Source organism: Nocardia sp. NPDC003482 (assembly GCF_053588115.1).
Genome location: NZ_JBSFPI010000003.1, coordinates 1 through 15,478, shown reverse-complemented (window position 1 = coordinate 15,478; position 15,478 = coordinate 1). Strand labels below are relative to the sequence as shown.

The following is a 15,478-nucleotide window of genomic DNA, read 5'->3' as shown; positions in this document are numbered from 1 at the left end:
AAGGGTACGGTCGTCCCGTTACCTGTACGAGAGCAGGCGCCCGCGCCGAATGTTTCGGAATCGTCGGGCGCCTGCTCTCGTGCTGTATCGACACCGAAACCAACGCGAGGGCGAGGGAATGCGACGTTTGTTCGGCACCGACGGGGTCCGCGGGCTTGCCAACGAATCGCTGGGTCCTGAACTGGCACTTCATGTTTCGGCCGCGGCGGCGCAGGTGCTCAGCCGGGGCGAGCGGCGGGCGGTGGCCGTGGTGGGCCGCGACCCGCGCGCCAGCGGCGAGATGCTCGAGGCCGCCGTCACGGCGGGCCTGACCTCGGCCGGGGTGAACGTGCTCTCGGTGGGCGTGCTCCCGACGCCCGCGGTGGCCTATCTGACCGCCGAATACGACGCGTGCCTGGGCGTGATGATCTCCGCCTCGCACAATCCCATGCCCGACAACGGCATCAAGATCTTCGCCGCGGGCGGCCACAAACTCGACGACGCGATCGAGGACCGCATCGAGGAACTGGTGCGCGAGCGCGACTTCCGCCGCCCCACGGGCGCGGGCATCGGCCGGGTGCTCGGCGGGTCCGGCGTGGACGGCCGGGTCGACGCGCACTACAGCCTCGCCGGGACGCACGAACGCTACGTCGAACATCTCGTGGAGGCCGCCGGTCGCGAGCTGAACGGTCTGACCGTCGTCGTCGACTGCGCCAACGGCGCGGCCTCGGACGTGGGCCCGGCCGCCTACCGCGAGGCGGGCGCCCGGGTGATCGCGATCAACGCCGAGCCGAACGGCGTGAACATCAACGACAATTGCGGCTCCACGCATCTCGAGCAGGTCTCGCGCGCGGTCCGCGAATACGGCGCGGATCTGGGTCTGGCCCACGACGGCGACGCCGACCGCTGCCTGGCCGTGGACGCCTCCGGCGCGGTGGTGGACGGCGACGCGATCATGGCGATCCTGGCGCTGGGCATGTTCGAGGCGGGCGAGCTGGCGCACGACACGCTGGTGGCCACCGTGATGAGCAACCTGGGCCTGCATCTGGCGCTGCGCGAGGCCGGAATCACCGTGCGCACCACGGCCGTCGGCGACCGTTACGTGCTCGAGGAGTTGCGCCGCGGCGGATTCACCCTGGGCGGTGAGCAGTCCGGCCACGTGGTCTTCCCGCGCTACGGCACCACCGGCGACGGCATCCTCACCGGCCTCGAACTCATGGCCCGCATGGCCGAAACCGGCCGCAGCCTGGCCGAATTGGCGTCCGTGCTGCGGACCGTGCCGCAGGTGCTGGTGAACGTCCCCGTCACCGACAAGACCGCGGTCGCGTCCGCCCCCGAGATCCGCGACGCGGTGGCCGAGGCCGAACGCGTCCTCGGCGAGACCGGCCGAGTCCTGCTCCGGCCCAGCGGGACCGAACAACTCGTCCGGGTGATGGTCGAGGCCACCGACCAGGATCGCGCCCGTTCGCTGGCCGACGACCTGGCCAAACGGGTGGCGTCCCTGTAACCGGACGAAAGTCCGGAATGGAATTTTCGCCGGTGGTGGGTGACACTGGAGGAGATCGGGAGCACCGCCTCCTACCACGAAGTATGGTGGACGCTAATCACTCTGCGACAGCGCAAGCTTGGGTTCCGTGAGGGGGAACAGTGAATACGCTGAAGCTCGATCCGGCGGCAATGGCTACCTACACCGCCATCGCGGATACCGTCTCGCGCCAACTCGCCTCGGCCTCGGCGACCGCGGCCGGGGCGGTGAATCCGGGCCGGTTGTCGGCCGACCTCGGTTTGGTGGGCGCGGATTTCGCGGCCCGTTTCACCGCCGCGGTCTCCGAGCACGCGCAGGCGTTGTCGACCGCGAGCCAGCTCGTCGCCGCCTACGGTCAGGTGTTGCGCGAGAGCAGCACGGCCGCCCAGGGCACCGACGACGCCTCCGCGGGCGCGATCGCGAACACCGGTGAGGTGATCGCATGAGGTCCGTGCTGCGGCGGCGGCCGACCGAGACGGTCGTCCAATCACCCACCACCACAACCGATCCCACCGTCGATCCGCCGATCGTGGCGACCCTGGTCCGTCCGCTGTTGCAGCTGCGCGCCTCGCTGGGCACCGGCCGCGCCGCGCCCGACGAGACCATCGCCGCCGCCCTGTCCAACTCCTCGGCGCAGGCCGCCGACACCGAGGCCCCGCATCGCGAGGGCGTGCACGCGGTCGAGTCCACCTGGGTCGGCGCGGGCGCGGACGCCGCGGTGCCCGCCCTGCGCACCACCCAGACCCAGATCGGCGACATCTCCGATCGCGGTCCGGCGTATCTGGCCGTGCTGTCCGACGCGCACGCCACCAGCGCCCGCGCGGCCCAGCAGGTCGATCGGATCATCGCCGATTTCCGGCGCGACGCCCGCACGATCCTCGGCAATGCCACCGCCGCGCCGGACACCGACGCCGTCATCACCCGCGCGACTCAGGCACTGCGCGACGCCATTTCGGCCGTCCAGTCCGCTCGCACCGAGATGGACGGGCACAGCCAGCGCCTGTCGGACATGGGTCCGCTGACCGTGACCCAGCCCGCGGGGCTGTCGGATTCGTCGTCCCCGTCGCCGACCTACACGACGCCCAGCACCTACAGCGACGGCGGCACCGGCTACGAGTACGACACGCCCCAGTACGGCGCCGCGCCGAACCGCGTGCCGCTGGATCCGGCCCAGGCCGCGCAACTTCAGTTGCAGCAGCAGCTGATTCAGGCCGGGGTGCAGGTGGGCACGGCCGCGATCAACGCGGGCGTGGACATCGGCACCCACCTGATCGACAAGATCGCCGAGGTCGGCACGCACGCGATGGACACCGTCGCGGCGTCGGTCGACAAGGTGGTCGACAAGGCCGTGCCCGAACTCATCCATCCGGGCTCGACGACCAACGGCGACAGCTCGACCGGGGCCGCGTCGTCCTCCTCCGACGGCGGATCGAAGGTGTTCGACTTCGGCGGCACGGGCGGCGGCGCCTCCTCGGGGCAGTCGACCCCGAGCACCGCCAATCCCGGTGCGGTGCTTCCGGTCTCGCCGACTCCGCCGCAGAGTCAGCCCGCCGGGCCCAAACCGGTGCCCGCCCCCGACCCCGAACCGGCCGCGCCCCCGCCCGCCGCGGCGAGCGAACCCGCGCCCGCGCCCATGCCGAATCCCGATCCGCCCGTGGCCGCCCCGGCCCCGGTGTCGCCCGATTCGGGTCAGCCCGGCCAGTCCGGTCAGCCCGGTGTCACCGGCGGCCTGGCGATGCCGCCGAGCACCGGCAACGACTCCGAACACAAGCCGCGCGGCGACGGCCAGCTCGGCGTGACGGTGCCCGCGAATGTCGCGGAGGAGATGGTTCCGGCCGCCGTCATCGGCGACTTCGGCGATGACACGATCTGATCCGGGCGACCACGAATCCGGGCAGGGCAATCCGTTCGACCTGGGACTGCCGATGCTGCGCACTCCCGCGCGGCGCGGCGGCAAACGCAAGCGTCCGGGCCGCCGGGCGCCCCGCCGCCGCGAGGAGCCGAACGGGCCTGCGCCCGAACCACTTCCGATCGCCGACGAGTCGGCCTACGAATCGGGCGACTGGGAGCAGTGGCTGGATTCGGGACCCGACGACCGGCGTGCCGCGCTCGCGCCGGAGGACGACGAGGACCACGATCCGCGTGAGCGACCGCGCTCCCACGATTACGATCCGCCGGACGATCTGGTCGACAAGTCCGCGCTGGTCCCCACCCTCATCGACCGCTCGGGCGGCAACCCGGGCCCGCGCCTGCGCCACCCGCGCCGACCCCGGCGGGACAATCGGCGCGGCGACAAACTGATCGCGGCCATGGTCATGATCGGGCTCGGCGTGGTCGTGATCGCGGTGTTGCTCACCGTCATTCACACCGGTAAGCGCGCCAAGCCCGCGGCCACCGTCACCCGGCCGGTCCCCGCGCACACGTCGACTCCGGCCGCCTCGTCCGCCGCGCCCACCTCGGCCGCCCCGGCGGGTTCGGTGGCGGCCGACGGCTGCGAACAGCGCCGCACCGCCGATATCGTCTCCGGCACCGATCCGGGCGGCACCGGCAGCGGTCCCGACACCATCCTCGCCTTCGAACGCGCCTACTACGTACAGCGGTCCGGTTTCGCGGCGCGCGCGGTCGTCGCCGACGACGCGAAAGTGCGGACCGCCGAGGAGATTCAGCGCGGCATCAACCAGATTCCGGTCGGCACCCGCTACTGCGTGCAGATCACCCGGGCGGGCGACGAGGGCCAGTGGGAGGTCCGCCTGACCCAGCAGAAGCCCGACGAACAACCGCAGACCTTCACCCAGATCATCACCACCAGGACCATCGCCAACCGCACCTTGATCGCGGATATCGCGGCGGGCTGAGAGTCAGGACTCGCAGACCTTCACCGCCAGGGCCATCGCGGCCGCACCCTGATCGCGGATATCGCGGCCGGATGCGGTCAGGACTCGCGGACCCTCACCATCATCGCCAACCGCACCCCGATCGCGGCGGGCTGAGGTCAGGGCTCCTCGGACAACCGTCCGTGCTCGACGTTCCAGCGGCGGGTGGCGCGCACGGTGTCCAGCATCCGGCGGTCGTGGGTGACCAGTAACAGTGTGCCGGGGAAGGATTCGACGGCCTGCTCGAGCTGTTCGATGGCGGGCAGGTCGAGATGGTTGGTGGGTTCGTCGAGCACCAGCAGGTTGACCCCGCGCGCCTGCAACAGCGCGAGGGCCGCGCGGGTGCGCTCGCCCGGCGACAGGGACTCGTTGGGGCGCAACACATGTGGGCCGCGCAGGCCGAACTTCGCCAGCAGCGTGCGGACCTCGGCGTCGGGCCAGTCGGGGATCTGCGCGCCGAAGGTCGCCGCGAGGGTGGCCGGGCCGCGGAACAGCCCGCGCGCCTGATCCACCTCGCCGATCGCCACGCCGGAACCGAGGGTGGCGGTGCCCTCGTCCGGGCGCACCCGGCCCAGCAGCAACCCCAGCAGCGTCGACTTGCCCGAGCCGTTGGCGCCGGTGACCACGATGCGGTCGCCCCAATCCACTTGCGCGGTAACGGGTCCCAGCGTGAAGTCGCCGCGGCGCACCGTGGCGCCGGTGAGCGTCGCGACCACGGATCCGCTGCGCGGGGCGGCCGCGATGGACATGCGCAGCTCCCACTCCTTGCGCGGCTCCTCCACCGCGTCGAGGCGTTCGATGCGGCGCTGGGTCTGGCGCACCTTCGACGCCTGCTTCTCGGTGGATTCGGCGCGCATCTTGCGACCGGCCTTGTCGGAGTCCACCTTTCGCGGGTCCCGGGCCTTGCGCCGGGCGTTGCGCACGCCGTGTTCGAGCCAGTTGCGCTGGGTCTGCATGCGGTTCTCCAGCGCTGCCTTGGTGCCGGCGTACTCCTCGTACGCCTCCCGGGCGTGCCGCCGGGCGATCTCGCGTTCGGCCAGATAGGACTCGTAGCCGCCGTCGTAGCTGCCGACCTGCTGCTGCGCGAGATCCAGCTCTACGACGCGATTCACCGTGCGCGCCAAGAACTCTCGATCGTGGCTGACGATCACCAGCGGCGCCCGTACCCCCGCGACGAACTGTTCCAGCCGTGCCAGGCCGTCCAGATCGAGATCGTTGGTGGGCTCGTCGAGCAGCAGGATGTCGAAGCGCGACAACAACACCGACGCCAGTCCCGCGCGGGCGGCCTGACCGCCGGACAGCACGGTCATCGGGGTGTCCAGGCCGTGCGGGAGGCTGTCGATCAGGCCGAGGTCGGCGGCCACCTCCGCGGCGCGCTGTTCGAGATCCGCGCCGCCCAGGGCCAGCCAGCGTTCCAGCGCGGGGGAGTAGTCGTCCGCGCCGCCGTCGGCGAGCCGTTCGGCGGCGGCGTCCATGATCCGTTGCGCCGCGGCGACTCCCGTGCGCCGGGACAGGAAACCCAGCACGGTCTCGTCGGGGACCCGTTCGGGTTCCTGCGCGAGATAGCCGATGGTGGCGTCGGGCGGGCTGAGGACGATCTCGCCGGTGGGCGGGCGCTGCCCGGCGAGCATGCGCAGCAGCGTGGACTTGCCCGCGCCGTTCATGCCGACCAGCCCGATCACGTCGCCGGGCGCCAGCACGAGATCCAACTCGGTGAACAGGGTGCGTTCGCCGTGCCCGGCCGACAGCCCGCGTGCGTGCAGAGTGGTCACCTCGACAGTGTGCCGGGGTCGGGGTGCGACCCTGAGGCCGGGCCGCCGGAAATCAGGGTGCCGATCGGTCCCCTGCCCGATGCGGCGTCGGGCGGCCCTCGCGCACAGTGGAGGAGTACCTCGACAGAAGGAGAATTCGATGACCGTCCCCACCCGCCGCCTCACCCGGACGCCGGACGACAAGTGGATCGCGGGCGTTTGCGGCGGCATCGCCCGGTACTTCGGCTGGAACGCCGGCATCGTGCGGCTGCTGTTCGTGCTGTCGTGCCTGCTGCCCGGGCCGCAGTTCATCGTGTATCTCGTGCTGTGGGTGATCATTCCGAAGTACTGAGGGTGGCCCGGCTCGCATAGGATGGGCAGACATCTCGACGCACGTCCCCGAGGAGCCGCACATGATCTCATCAGGCGATCTGCCGGGCCTTGATCTGCCGAACGCCGACGCGCACTCCGACCTCGGCGGCCTCGGCCCGGTGGAACTGCACGATCCGACGCAGGACCTGACCGGTGACGGCATCCCCGACACCGAGACGGTCCACGGCGCGCACGCCATGGAGGTCTGGACCGATATGGACCACGACGGCACCGCCGACCACGTCTCGATCGTCGACGACGACGGCGATTACGCCGCATGGGAATTCCATCACAACCCCGACGGCACCACCGAGTGGGTGCGCACCGATCAGGGCCACATCGGCAAGTAGCGCGTTTCGCTCAGCGCGACGACAACCCTCCTCGCGCCCGGCTCGTCGTCCTAGCCTCACCGAGATGACGACAGATGCGGGTAACGCGCTCAACGACATCACCGAGGCGACCGCGCGGGCGGTCGCGCAGGATCCGGGCAACGCCGCGGTCGTGTTCGCCGCGTCGGGCCGGCCCGAGGGCGCGGTCGGGACCGTGGTCACGGCCGGGCGGCACACCGTGCGGGTGGACGAGCCGCCGAGCCTGGGCGGCGAGGACACCGCGGCCAATCCGGTGGAGGTCTACCTCGCCGCGCTCATCGCCTGCCACACCGTCACCTACCGGTTCTGGGCGCAGCGGCTCGGCATCGCCGTCGCCGATCTCGCGATCGAGGCCGAGGGCGATCTGGATGTGCGCGGCTTCTTCGGACTCGACGACGCGGTGCGGCCGGGTTTCCAGAAGGTGCGGCTGACCGTGCGCGTGACCGGACCCGAATCGGCGGACCGCTACGCCGAACTGCATCGGGCCGTCGAAAAGCACTGCCCCGTACTGGATCTCACCGCCGCGCCGACGCCGGTCGAATCCACGCTCGTCACAACGGTTTCCGCGTAGCCGTTCACCACGGTTCGTCCGCGTCGTCGCGCAGCCGGCGCAGGGCCTGATCGAACCAGCCGGAGAACAGGGCGGTCAGGTCCGCGGTGCCGGCGGGGCGGACGGTGAGATGTTCGCGGGTGCACTGCTGGAGATAGCGGCCGTCGTCGGCGACGTCGATCCACTGGGCGGTGTACCAGGGCTCGGCGGCGTTGTGGAGGTATCCGGCCAGCAGACCCGCCGCCCCGCCGCCGTCGGCCGGGCGCTTCGCCAGCCGCCGATATCCGGCGGCGTCGGTGGCGTCCGCGAGGTGGAAGGTCGCAGGTTGCGCGGTCCCCGCCGGGAACGTCGGCAGGATGTGCGCGAGCCGCGGGGCCAGTTGCTCGGTGGGGAACAGGCGGCAGCGGATGCGGCCGTGACTGTCGTCGCCCGCGGTCTGGGTCACCAGCACCGCGTGATTCGCGTCGCGCGCGCCCACGATGCGGTACTCGCGCGGCACCCCCTTGCCGAGAGTCGTGGAGCTGCCGAGGATCTCGACGCGCAGCTCGCAATTGGTGAGCGTGTGGAAGGCGCGCCGGATGAGTTCGGTCTCCTCGGCGTCGTAGCGCGCGCGGACCGCCGTCCGATGCGCGGCCACCTCGTCGTTGCTGGGGAATCGGCTGGTGTAGGAGATCAGCGGCGGAAACCGATCGTTCGCGTCGCTGTACCACAGGACCGCGAAATCATCCGGGTCCCAATCCCATTCGGGCATTTCGTGTTTGTCCTGTCGTGCGGCTACCGCTGCGGTGGTTCGGGTTGATCGTGGTCGCCGCCGATCACACCGCCCGGGATGGTCCGGGGTGGCTTCCCGAGGAGCTCCTCGGTGTTGTCCATGTTCTTGAGCCAGTCGGGGGTGTCGTGCGTGTTCTCGTCGTCCTCGGATTTGCCTCTGCCGCCGGGCATTCCGGGGAGGCCCATCCCGGGCGTCCCCGGGTTCCCCGCCCGCGCCGCGGCCGCGGCCGCCGCCGGTGTGCCGACTCCCGGCGCCCCGGGCACGCTCCGGCCCGGCGCATTGACCGAGGATCCGCCCCCCGAGCCCCCGCCCCCGCCGGGGAAGCCGCCGGTACCCGGCACGCCCCCGCCACCGGAACCCGGTGCGCCCGAACCGATTCCGGCGGGCCGAGTGGAGGCCCCATGATCCGAGCCCGTCGCGGACGCGGGATCGATGCCGGTACCGCCGGGCTGAACCGAGGCGGGATCGGTCGGCGTCGCGTGATCGCCGGACGGATTCGGAGCGTCCCGCCCGGGATCGACCTCGTCCAATCCCGGAACGGGACCGTCACCCGAATGACCCCCGCTCTCCCCCGGATTCGGCCCCGAATTGGGCTTACCCCCACCGTCGTCGGTGCCGCCGCTGCGCCCTCCGATCTCGGCCGTGTACAGCGGGTTGGTGGGGCTGACGGGTTGCGGCAGCACGGGGATCCGGCTGTCGGCGGTCTTGAAATCGGTGAGGTAGTAGTTGCGCATCGCCTCGCGGGCGTGATCGCGGGCGGCGTCGATGGACTTGCGGGAGCGGGGGCCGTTACCCCAGCCGTCGGGGTTCCAGAAGTGCCAGCCTACGGAGTTGTGGGGTTCGGCTACGTTGGCTTTGGTGTTGTCTATGCCGGTCACGGCGGTGGTGACCGTTTGGGACAAGGCACTCAGGGCTGGGGCCAAGTCGAGGGCTCGTTGGGCGTAGGTGTCGATGGCCTGGCGGGACGCTTCGGCCGCGGGGCCTTCCCAAGCGGCGGCACTGGAACGGCGTATGCGCGTGGCGAATTCGGTGACGGTGGCTTCCCAGGTCGTGGCGAGCCTGAGATAGTTCCCGGCCGCGGTGTAGGCGTCGGACGTGTTCTGTGGGCTGAAGGCTCGATAGATCGCCCAGTGCTCGAGGGCGTCCGGGTTTTCGCCGCCGGATATCTGTGGGGGTTCGTTCGGGATCGTCATCGCCATTTACCGTCCGATTGCTGCATCGGTCCTTGTACCAAGCCAGGAAGAATCTTGCTGGGCGGCATATTCGCGGTCACTTCGTTGTATCTGGCCGCGAACTCTTGATCCGCTTCGATGTACTTCTGCGCGATCGTGCGGTGCAGTTGCTGGAGGTCGTCGACGATCTTGTAGTGCTGCTCCAGAATGTCTTGCAAGTTGTTGCCGCCCGCGTCGCTCTTCCCGTTCACGGGGCCCGCCTTCGTTCGGAATCGTTGGACCAGAATGCGAGCCGACGTCAGAATGTCCTGATCCTCGCCAAGCCCCCAATGTTCTTGATGGGCAATGTCTCTTGCGACCTGTTGCAGGTGCCGGATCGAGTCCTTGAAGGCCGTGCAGTCGCGATCGATGTAGGCGAATTCCTCGGCGTTCAAACGCACATCGGAGTCGAATCGGACCCTGAGGTTACCCGCCTCGGCCTCTTTGATCAGCGCGGCCAACGGCGTTGGTGCCGAGGGAATGTCATCGGTCATTGCAGGTCTCCTCCCGCGACAGAGCGGCGCAAACTCGGCCGCCTCAGGCGGATGCGGGGATCAGGGGCACGACCTTACCGGCGAGGTTCTTCCCCAGTTCGCAGGTGTCCATGTTCCCGGTCTTCCGATTCGAGGCCGGGTTGTTCAGCGAGAACTCCACGCTCCCCCCCTTGAGCTCGACGTTGAGGATGCAGATGTGCTTGGTGTCGGGCTCGTCGTTGTCGTGGTAGGTCAGTGCCGGGCGCCCGCCGATCGTGAGTTCTTCCGCCACGGTGAATGCGTGATTTTCGCGGATCATCTGCAACGTGATGTTGGTCGTTCGGATGGAGGTCGAATAGCCGTCCGATACAACCCACTGGCAACCGCGCCACTGAGTACCGCCGCTGCCATCGGAGTTCGCGCTGATCCGGCTGTGCAGCTGCTCCGTGTCGAGCACGGACTGCGGAATGGAGCACGGATCGAATGCTGTTGGCGCGGGCGCGAGCCTGGTCGAGGAGGCCTGCGGGGAATCAGCCGTCGGAGGACCGTCGGAGTGCGATCCGCATCCGGTCACTGTCACGACCAAGGCCGCCGCGACCGCACCGGGAATCGAACTTCCCCACCTGCTCATCGCACCCTCTCGATTCGACTGTCGCACAGGACGACCGGATCGGCCCCCCTTCACCTGCCCTGACCGTACCGCCCCACCCCCCACCAGGCAATCGCCCCTACTTCCGCAACAACTGAACAGCCTGCAACAGTTGCCGTTTCGACGGCGCCTCCACCTCCGGCTCCGGCGCGGCGTGCGGATCGACCAATTCCGTATGCGGCACAACCGCTTCCGGGTCCGCGAAGGGCTTGTAGGTCTTGTCGCCGAGGAGTTGGTGCATGAGGTAGCCGACCAGCAAACCGCGGGTGGTGCGTTCGGTGCGGGGTTCGTGTTTGCTGGCGCCGAGGGCGGCTAGGGCGCGGCGGCCCTCGATGATGCCGTTGTGGGAGGCCTTGTCGATCGTGCGGAGGATGGCGGGGCCGCCCCAGGCGGCGGCGAGGGGGACGGCGTTGCAGCTCAGGGAGTCGAGGTCGGCGGCTCCGGCGACGATGAGGGCGGGGATGTCGATGTCGGGGGCGAGGGATTCGGCGGAGGGGGCGGTGGGGGCGGGGTAGAGGGCGGCGACGGCGGCGACCTTGCGTTGGGCGGCCGCGATGACGGCGGCTCCCGCGCCCATGCCGTGTCCGGCCAGGGCGAGGCGGTCGGGGTGGACGCTGATCCTGCCGTCGCCCAGGCGAACTCCGTTGCAGATGTCGAGCGTGGTGAGCAGATCGGTCGCGAGGTTCAGATGTGACGGAATCGGCCCGCGCTCGGTATCGGGGGCGGCCGCGACGAAACCCCAGGACGCGAGGTGCTCGAGCAGCTTGCGATAGTTGCCGACCCCGGTCAGCCAGCCGTGACCGAAGACGACCGCGGGCAGGTTCAGCCCGCTCTCGGGAGTGAACACCACCCCCGGCTGACCGGTGATGCCCAGGTTGCCGCGCATGACCCGGTGTGGTCCGGGACCGGCCAGAGAGCTCAGGAGCGATTTCACAGACGCCGACACGGACTCGAACTTAACCGATCACCCCGGCACACACCGCGCGTCGCCGTCCGATGCGCGTCCGCGCCGCCGCCCAGTACGCTGAGTACCCATGTGCGGAATCGTGGGCTACGTCGGTTACCGGGACGCGCTGGGCGTAGTCGTGGACGCGCTGCGCCGCATGGAGTACCGAGGATACGACTCCGCGGGGGTGGCGATCCTCGACGGCTCGGGCGGCATCGCGGTGGAGCGCAAGGCCGGTCGCCTGGCCAATCTGGAGGCCGAACTCGGCGCGTCGGGCGCCGCGGCGTTCGCGGGCAGCACCGGCATGGGCCACACCCGCTGGGCCACACACGGCGCGCCGACCGACCGCAACGCCCACCCGCATCGCGACGCCACCGGCAAGGTCGCGGTCGTGCACAACGGCATCATCGAGAACTTCGTCCCGCTCCGGCGCGAACTCGAGGAGGCCGGGGTCGAGTTGCGCAGCGACACCGACACCGAGGTCGCGGTGCATCTGGTCGCGCGCGCCTACGCGGCGGGTCCGACCGCGGGCGATTTCGTGGGCAGCGCGCTGGCCGTGCTGCGGCGGCTCGAGGGCGCGTTCACGCTGGTCTTCACGCACGCCGATCATCCCGGCACGATCGTGGCCGCGCGGCGCTCGACGCCGCTGGTGGTCGGGGTCGGCCAGGGCGAGATGTTCATCGCCTCGGATGTGACGGCGTTCATCGAGCACACCCGCGAGGCCGTCGAACTGGGTCAGGACCAGGCCGTCGTGATCACCGCCGACAGCTACACCGTCACCGACTTCCACGGCGAGGACGGCGTGTCGACCCGGCCGTTCACCATCGACTGGGATCTGGCCGCCGCCGAGAAGGGCGGGCACGACTACTTCATGCTCAAGGAGATCGAGGAGCAGCCCGGCGGCGTCGCCGACACCCTGATCGGGCATTTCGCCGAGGGCCGGATCGTGCTGGACGAGCAGCGGCTCGCCGATCAGGAGCTGCGCGAATTCGACAAGGTCTTCGTGGTCGCCTGTGGCAGTTCGTATCACGCGGGCCTGCTGGCCAAGTACGCGATCGAGCATTGGACCCGGCTGCCGGTCGAGGTCGAACTGGCCAGCGAATTCCGTTACCGGGACCCGGTTCTGGACCGTTCGACGCTGGTGGTGGCGATCTCGCAGTCCGGGGAGACCGCCGACACGCTGGAGGCCGTGCGGCACGCCAAGGATCAGAAGGCCCGCGTGCTGGCCATCTGCAACACCAACGGCGCGCAGATCCCGCGCGAGTCCGACGCCGTGCTCTACACCCGCACCGGGCCGGAGATCGGCGTCGCCTCGACCAAGGCGTTCCTCGCGCAGATCACCGCGAACTATCTGGTGGGCCTGGCCCTGGCCCAGGCGCGCGGCACGAAGTACCCCGACGAGGTGGCCCGCGAGTTCGCCGAACTGGAGGCGATGCCGAAGCTGGTCGAGCGGGTCCTCGAGACCGCGCCCCAGGTGCGGGCCATCGCGCGGCAGTTCGCGCATCAGTCCACGGTGTTGTTCCTCGGCCGCCACGTCGGCTACCCCGTCGCGCTCGAGGGCGCGCTCAAACTCAAGGAACTGGCGTACATGCACGCCGAGGGCTTCGCCGCGGGCGAACTCAAGCACGGCCCGATCGCCCTGATCGAGGAGGGCCTCCCGGTGATCGTGGTCATGCCCTCCCCGAAGGGCCGGGCGGTGCTGCACTCCAAGCTGCTCAGCAATATTCGCGAGATCCAGGCGCGGGGGGCGCGGACGATCGTGATCGCGGAGGAGGGCGACGACACCGTCCGGCCGTTCGCCGATCACCTGATCGAGATTCCGGCGGCGCCGACGCTGTATCAGCCGTTGTTGTCGACGGTGCCGTTGCAGGTGTTCGCCGCCGAGGTGGCTCAGGCGCGGGGGTATGACATCGATAAGCCGCGCAACTTGGCGAAGTCTGTGACGGTGGAGTAAGGGGCTGGCTTCGCGCCCGTTAGGTCTTGGGTCCTGTCGTCGTCTCGGATCTTCTTCTCGCCCTTGACGGTTCGTCGTCTGGACCTGCGCTGTGCCCTCGGCCGGATCTCCGCTGCCGCCCTGGCCCCGCCCCGTGTGCCTCGGCTCGGCGGCTAACCGCTTGTGCCCGAAGCGCTTTCGGGCAAGGGCCTACTCGCTCCGATCAATTGCCAACGCCGACAAGGTCTTCGCTCGAAGGCTCGCGCGATTCGCCTCGCTCCAACAGCCCCGAGAGGACGGCCAGCATGACGGCGCTGCCGGAGAGGGCGACGCCGACCCAATTGGTGGCCGGGTAGCCGAAGCCCGCGTCGATGACCAGGCCACCGAGCCAGGCGGCCAGGGCGTTGCCGAGGTTGAAGGCGCCGATATTGAGGGCCGAGGCGAGGGTGGGGGCGGTGGCGGCGTAGTCGAGGACCCGCTTCTGTAGAGGTGGAACCGTCGCGAAACCCAGTGCGCCGATGAGCATTACGGTGACGGCCGCGGCGAACTTGTTGTGCGCGGTGACGGTGAACAAGGCCAGCACCAGCGCGAGGCCGGACAGGGTGAGGTAGAGCATCGGCATGAGATGCCGGTCGGCGTAGCGGCCGCCGAGCAGATTGCCGATGAGGAAGCCGACGCCGAACAGGGCCATGATCCAGGTGACCGAACTCTCCGCGTACCCGGTCACATCGGTCATCATCGGCGCGAGATAGGTGAGCGCCGCGAAGACGCCGCCGAAGCCGAGCACGGTCATCGCCATGGCGAGGACGACCTGCGGATTACGTAGCACCGCAAGCTCTTTCCGCAGCCGGGCCCCGGGCTGGGCGGGTTGATCGGGAACCAGCGCGGCCACCCCGGCGAAGGCGATCGCCCCGACCACCGCGACGAGCGCGAACGCCAGCCGCCAGCCGAAGTGCTGACCCAGCAGCGTGCTCAGCGGCACGCCGACGATCGCCGACACGGTCAGACCGGTGAACATCATCGCGATCGCCCCGGCCCGGCGATCCGGCCGGACCAGACCGCCCGCGACGATCGATCCGATCCCGAAGAACGCCCCGTGCGCCAGCGACGCCACGATCCGCCCGGTGAGCATCAGCCCGAAACTCGGTGCGGCCGCCGAGAGCGCGTTACCGCCGATGAGCAGGCTCAGGCTGATCAACAGCATGCGCTTGCGGGACACGCGGGTGCCGAGTCCGGTCATCACGGGCGCGCCGGCCAGCACGCCGAGCGCGTAACCGCTGACCAGCCACCCGGCGGTCGGAATCGAGACGCCGAAGCCGTCGGCGATTCCCGGGAGCAGGCCGACCACGATGAATTCGGTCGTGCCGATGGCGAACGCCCCGACGGTCAGGGCGAGCAGTGCGAGCGGCATGGATGCGCCTCCCAAAGCAATGCGTGCGAGTATTACAGGCGTAGACAATAGTTGCACACGCTTGTTAAATGCAAGCGCATGTTGTTTCGGGCGATGGTTATCCTGGAGGCGGACCCCACGCAGGAGGAACACATGACCGCGGACGCCGCGCTCACCGGCCTCGCCGACGGCTGGTACGCCCTGTCGGTGCTGCACGATCGCATCGAATCGCGCATCGAACGCGCCCTACAGTCGGGTCACGGCTTGAGCGTGCGCGAATTCTCGCTGCTGGTGGTGCTGAGCCGACAGCACAGCGGACCGGGCGGGCATCTGCGGATGAACCAGGTCGCCGAGTCGGTGGCCCTGAGCCAGAGCGCGACGACCCGATTGGTGACCCGCCTCGAGGACCGCGGCCTGCTCCAGCGCTACCTGTGCCCCGACGACCGGCGCGGCATCTACACCGACGTCACCGCCACCGGCCTGGCACTCCTGGAACAGGCCCGCCCCACCCACGACGACGCCCTGTCCTCCGAACTCCGCCAAGCCGCCGCGGACCCCGAACTGGCCCCCCTGGTCTCGGCCGTGGAAGCCCTGAACACCACCGCCACCACCCGCTGACCCAACCCAGCCGCACCCTTTGCATGGATCCGCACCACTTGCAAGTGGTGCGGATCCATGCAAAGGGT

Annotated in this window: 16 protein-coding genes; 9 read left to right on the top strand and 7 right to left on the bottom strand. The window is 69.8% G+C overall.

Features of this window, described 5'->3' with window-relative positions; all coding sequences use genetic code 11:
- Positions 1-118: 118 nt before the first annotated feature.
- From glmM to ACWDSJ_RS05635, 4 genes are all read left to right on the top strand, one after another.
- Entirely contained in the window at positions 119-1,486 is a 1,368-nt protein-coding gene (gene glmM / locus ACWDSJ_RS05650) for a phosphoglucosamine mutase (RefSeq protein WP_450029485.1), read from the top strand.
- A gap of 140 nt (positions 1,487-1,626) precedes the next feature.
- On the top strand, positions 1,627-1,950 hold the full coding sequence (locus tag ACWDSJ_RS05645; protein WP_450029483.1) for a hypothetical protein: 324 nt from the start codon (positions 1,627-1,629) through the stop codon (positions 1,948-1,950).
- On the top strand, positions 1,947-3,377 hold the full coding sequence (locus ACWDSJ_RS05640; protein WP_450029481.1) for a hypothetical protein: 1,431 nt from the start codon (positions 1,947-1,949) through the stop codon (positions 3,375-3,377). The genes ACWDSJ_RS05645 and ACWDSJ_RS05640 overlap by 4 nt, the downstream gene beginning before the upstream one ends.
- Positions 3,364-4,359: a hypothetical protein gene (locus tag ACWDSJ_RS05635; protein WP_450029479.1), complete on the top strand. Its 996-nt coding sequence runs from the start codon at positions 3,364-3,366 to the stop codon at positions 4,357-4,359. Before ACWDSJ_RS05640 ends, ACWDSJ_RS05635 begins: the two co-directional genes overlap by 14 nt.
- Positions 4,360-4,496: 137 nt before the next feature.
- On the opposite strand, the gene ACWDSJ_RS05630 is transcribed toward ACWDSJ_RS05635, so the two are convergent.
- A complete protein-coding gene (locus ACWDSJ_RS05630; protein ID WP_450029477.1) occupies positions 4,497-6,149 on the bottom strand; it encodes an ABC-F family ATP-binding cassette domain-containing protein in 1,653 nt (550 codons plus the stop codon).
- Between the two features lie 139 nt (positions 6,150-6,288).
- Here ACWDSJ_RS05630 and ACWDSJ_RS05625 point away from each other — a divergent pair, with 139 nt between their 5' ends.
- The 3 genes from ACWDSJ_RS05625 (at position 6,289) to ACWDSJ_RS05615 (ending at position 7,439) form a co-directional block, all read left to right on the top strand.
- Positions 6,289-6,480, top strand: a complete 192-nt coding sequence (locus tag ACWDSJ_RS05625) for a PspC domain-containing protein (protein WP_387362688.1) — start codon at positions 6,289-6,291, stop codon at positions 6,478-6,480.
- Between the two features lie 61 nt (positions 6,481-6,541).
- Positions 6,542-6,850 (top strand): DUF6802 family protein, encoded by a 309-nt coding sequence (locus ACWDSJ_RS05620; RefSeq protein WP_387362686.1) that lies wholly within the window; start codon positions 6,542-6,544, stop codon positions 6,848-6,850.
- A gap of 64 nt (positions 6,851-6,914) precedes the next feature.
- Positions 6,915-7,439, top strand: a complete 525-nt coding sequence (locus tag ACWDSJ_RS05615) for an OsmC family protein (protein WP_450029474.1) — start codon at positions 6,915-6,917, stop codon at positions 7,437-7,439.
- Positions 7,440-7,443: 4 nt separating this feature from the next.
- On the opposite strand, the gene ACWDSJ_RS05610 is transcribed toward ACWDSJ_RS05615, so the two are convergent.
- The 5 genes from ACWDSJ_RS05610 to ACWDSJ_RS05590 all read right to left on the bottom strand — a co-directional run bounded on the left by ACWDSJ_RS05610 (position 7,444) and on the right by ACWDSJ_RS05590 (position 11,469).
- Positions 7,444-8,169 carry an ESX secretion-associated protein EspG gene (locus ACWDSJ_RS05610; RefSeq protein WP_450029472.1) on the bottom strand — a complete coding sequence of 242 codons (726 nt, stop codon included), beginning with the start codon at positions 8,167-8,169 and terminating at the stop codon, positions 7,444-7,446.
- Between the two features lie 23 nt (positions 8,170-8,192).
- A complete protein-coding gene (locus tag ACWDSJ_RS05605) occupies positions 8,193-9,383 on the bottom strand; it encodes a WXG100 family type VII secretion target (RefSeq protein ID WP_450029470.1) in 1,191 nt (396 codons plus the stop codon).
- Entirely contained in the window at positions 9,380-9,895 is a 516-nt protein-coding gene (locus ACWDSJ_RS05600; protein ID WP_450029468.1) for a hypothetical protein, read from the bottom strand. The genes ACWDSJ_RS05605 and ACWDSJ_RS05600 overlap by 4 nt, the downstream gene beginning before the upstream one ends.
- Before the next feature lie 43 nt (positions 9,896-9,938).
- On the bottom strand, positions 9,939-10,505 hold the full coding sequence (locus ACWDSJ_RS05595) for a DUF3558 domain-containing protein (RefSeq protein ID WP_450029466.1): 567 nt from the start codon (positions 10,503-10,505) through the stop codon (positions 9,939-9,941).
- A 97-nt stretch (positions 10,506-10,602) separates the two neighbouring features.
- On the bottom strand, positions 10,603-11,469 hold the full coding sequence (locus ACWDSJ_RS05590) for a dienelactone hydrolase family protein (RefSeq protein WP_450029464.1): 867 nt from the start codon (positions 11,467-11,469) through the stop codon (positions 10,603-10,605).
- Between the two features lie 88 nt (positions 11,470-11,557).
- Here ACWDSJ_RS05590 and glmS point away from each other — a divergent pair, with 88 nt between their 5' ends.
- Positions 11,558-13,423 carry a glutamine--fructose-6-phosphate transaminase (isomerizing) gene (gene glmS / locus ACWDSJ_RS05585; protein WP_387362673.1) on the top strand — a complete coding sequence of 622 codons (1,866 nt, stop codon included), beginning with the start codon at positions 11,558-11,560 and terminating at the stop codon, positions 13,421-13,423.
- 202 nt (positions 13,424-13,625) lie between these two features.
- Here glmS and ACWDSJ_RS05580 read toward each other — a convergent pair whose 3' ends face one another.
- A complete protein-coding gene (locus ACWDSJ_RS05580; RefSeq protein ID WP_450029462.1) occupies positions 13,626-14,813 on the bottom strand; it encodes an MFS transporter in 1,188 nt (395 codons plus the stop codon).
- A 132-nt stretch (positions 14,814-14,945) separates the two neighbouring features.
- Between ACWDSJ_RS05580 and ACWDSJ_RS05575 the strand changes: the two genes are divergently transcribed.
- Positions 14,946-15,410 (top strand): MarR family winged helix-turn-helix transcriptional regulator, encoded by a 465-nt coding sequence (locus tag ACWDSJ_RS05575; RefSeq protein ID WP_387362669.1) that lies wholly within the window; start codon positions 14,946-14,948, stop codon positions 15,408-15,410.
- Positions 15,411-15,478 lie beyond the last annotated feature (68 nt).

What these genes read in the sequence shown, in the direction of transcription:
- ACWDSJ_RS05600 (WP_450029468.1), bottom strand. Translation starts at nt 9,895, where the DNA reads ATGACCGATGACATTCCCTCGGCACCAACGCCGTTGGCCGCGCTGATC.
- glmS (WP_387362673.1), top strand. Translation starts at nt 11,558, where the DNA reads ATGTGCGGAATCGTGGGCTACGTCGGTTACCGGGACGCGCTGGGCGTA.
- ACWDSJ_RS05640 (WP_450029481.1), top strand. Translation starts at nt 1,947, where the DNA reads ATGAGGTCCGTGCTGCGGCGGCGGCCGACCGAGACGGTCGTCCAATCA.
- ACWDSJ_RS05620 (WP_387362686.1), top strand. Translation starts at nt 6,542, where the DNA reads ATGATCTCATCAGGCGATCTGCCGGGCCTTGATCTGCCGAACGCCGAC.
- ACWDSJ_RS05625 (WP_387362688.1), top strand. Translation starts at nt 6,289, where the DNA reads ATGACCGTCCCCACCCGCCGCCTCACCCGGACGCCGGACGACAAGTGG.
- ACWDSJ_RS05580 (WP_450029462.1), bottom strand. Translation starts at nt 14,813, where the DNA reads ATGCCGCTCGCACTGCTCGCCCTGACCGTCGGGGCGTTCGCCATCGGC.
- glmM (WP_450029485.1), top strand. Translation starts at nt 119, where the DNA reads ATGCGACGTTTGTTCGGCACCGACGGGGTCCGCGGGCTTGCCAACGAA.
- ACWDSJ_RS05575 (WP_387362669.1), top strand. Translation starts at nt 14,946, where the DNA reads ATGACCGCGGACGCCGCGCTCACCGGCCTCGCCGACGGCTGGTACGCC.
- ACWDSJ_RS05605 (WP_450029470.1), bottom strand. Translation starts at nt 9,383, where the DNA reads ATGACGATCCCGAACGAACCCCCACAGATATCCGGCGGCGAAAACCCG.
- ACWDSJ_RS05610 (WP_450029472.1), bottom strand. Translation starts at nt 8,169, where the DNA reads ATGCCCGAATGGGATTGGGACCCGGATGATTTCGCGGTCCTGTGGTAC.
- ACWDSJ_RS05595 (WP_450029466.1), bottom strand. Translation starts at nt 10,505, where the DNA reads ATGAGCAGGTGGGGAAGTTCGATTCCCGGTGCGGTCGCGGCGGCCTTG.
- ACWDSJ_RS05615 (WP_450029474.1), top strand. Translation starts at nt 6,915, where the DNA reads ATGACGACAGATGCGGGTAACGCGCTCAACGACATCACCGAGGCGACC.
- ACWDSJ_RS05635 (WP_450029479.1), top strand. Translation starts at nt 3,364, where the DNA reads ATGACACGATCTGATCCGGGCGACCACGAATCCGGGCAGGGCAATCCG.